Source organism: Lactobacillus nasalidis, assembly GCF_016587775.1.
GTDB classification, from domain to species: Bacteria; Bacillota; Bacilli; order Lactobacillales; family Lactobacillaceae; genus Lactobacillus; species Lactobacillus nasalidis.
In genome coordinates, this window is the sequence record NZ_BOCG01000168.1 from 1 (window position 1) to 1,600 (window position 1,600).

The following is a 1,600-nucleotide window of genomic DNA, read 5'->3' on the forward strand; positions in this document are numbered from 1 at the left end:
TCAGTTGCCGGTGCCTTCTTGATTCCAAACACCGCGGCCAACGCGGCTTTGTACCACGCCGGGAAATTGTCAGTTGCCCAAGGCGCTCACGTTATCACCAACGAATTCTACAACAACTTCATCAACTTGACCGGTTCAGGCATTACGATCGGTTTGGTTATCTTCACGGTTTGGTTTGCCAAGTCACAACAGATGAAAGCAATTGGTAAAATCGAGCTCGTGCCGTCAATCTTCAACATCAACGAACCGTTCCTGTTCGGTCTGCCTTTGGTCATGAACCCATTCTTGGCCGTGCCATTCTTCTGCGTGCCGCTGGTAGTCAGCCTGTCGACTTATGGCTTGATCCGCTACGGCATCCTGCCGCCGCTTAACGGGGTGGCTGCACCTTGGACGACGCCGGCTGTTTTGTCCGGTTTCTTCATCGGCGGCTGGAAGATCGCGATCTGGCAGTTCTGCGTGCTGGTAATCTCAACTTTGATCTACTTCCCGTTTGCCAAGCGCTATGACCAAGTTCTGCTCAAGCGTGAACAGGAAAACGCGCCCGCTGAAGCCGAAGCGTAAATCGACAATAACTTAGATTGGAAAAGGTAAAAAATATGAGTGAAGAAGAACAAACTATGCAGTCTGTCATGGGCTTGATCGTCAATGCCGGCAATGCCCGGGGGTTGGCCAAGGAAGCCATTGACGCGGCCCACGAAGGCGACTTCGAAAAGGCCCACGGCAAGCTTAAAGAAGCCAACAACGCTTTGGTAGATGCTCACAACTCGCAAACTTCCATGCTGACCAAGGAAGCCAGCGGCGAACACATTCAGCTGACCTTGCTGGTAGTGCACTCTCAAGACCACTTGATGACCGCGATTACTTACATCGACCTGGCAAACGAGCTGGTTTCTGTCTACGAAAAGATGGCGGAAAAGAAGTAAAGCCAGCCGGCGAACAGACCAGGAAACAAAAACTGCTTTATCGTGACCAAGCAGTTTTGCCTCTGAGGCTAACGGCATCGAGCAAGATATTTCCTCAAAAGCATGCAGCTCATAGTTGAAAGATGTCGTCCAAGCTGACCTGGCTGGGCCAGTCATTAAATAGACAAGGTGATCAAACAATGAATTTAGCAGCAATCGACATTGGCGGCAGCACAATCAAGTTCGCCACCTGGGAAGGCGGCAGCCTGCAAAAGGTGCACGCCCTGCCAACCCCGGACAATCTGGAAGACTTCTACGACCTTTTGGGCGGGGAAGTAGCCAAGATCAAGGCGGAAAGCGCCGTGACCGGGGTGGCCATCTCCTCACCAGGTGCCGTGAACAAGCAAAGCGGGGTCATCGAAGGGGCCAGCGCCCTGCCATACATCCACAATTTCCCGATCGTGCCAAAATTGGAAGAGATCTTTGGCCTGCCAGTAAGCATCGAAAATGACGCCAACTGCGCGGCCCTGGCTGAACTGGCTGACGGTGCCGGCAAAAACAATTCCTCCTTGGCCTTCATGGTCATCGGCACCGGCGTCGGCGGGGCCATCATCTTCAACCGGCAGATCTGGCACGGCGCCCACCTCTACGGGGGCGAGTTCGGCTACCAGACCACCGCTGAAGCCGGCATGACCTTG

General features: G+C 53.6%; 3 protein-coding genes. All 3 read left to right on the forward strand.

The genetic code is table 11. The features are described 5' to 3' along the window. Positions 1 to 561, forward strand: a 561-nt coding sequence (locus lacNas_RS03095; RefSeq protein WP_201335836.1) for a PTS transporter subunit EIIC, incomplete at its 5' end; no start/stop codon positions are given. A gap of 35 nt (positions 562 to 596) precedes the next feature. Then, entirely contained in the window at positions 597 to 923 is a 327-nt protein-coding gene (locus tag lacNas_RS03100; protein WP_201330875.1) for a PTS lactose/cellobiose transporter subunit IIA, read from the forward strand. Between the two features lie 179 nt (positions 924 to 1,102). Beyond that, positions 1,103 to 1,600, forward strand: a 498-nt coding sequence (locus lacNas_RS03105; RefSeq protein WP_201346574.1) for an ROK family protein, incomplete at its 3' end; no start/stop codon positions are given.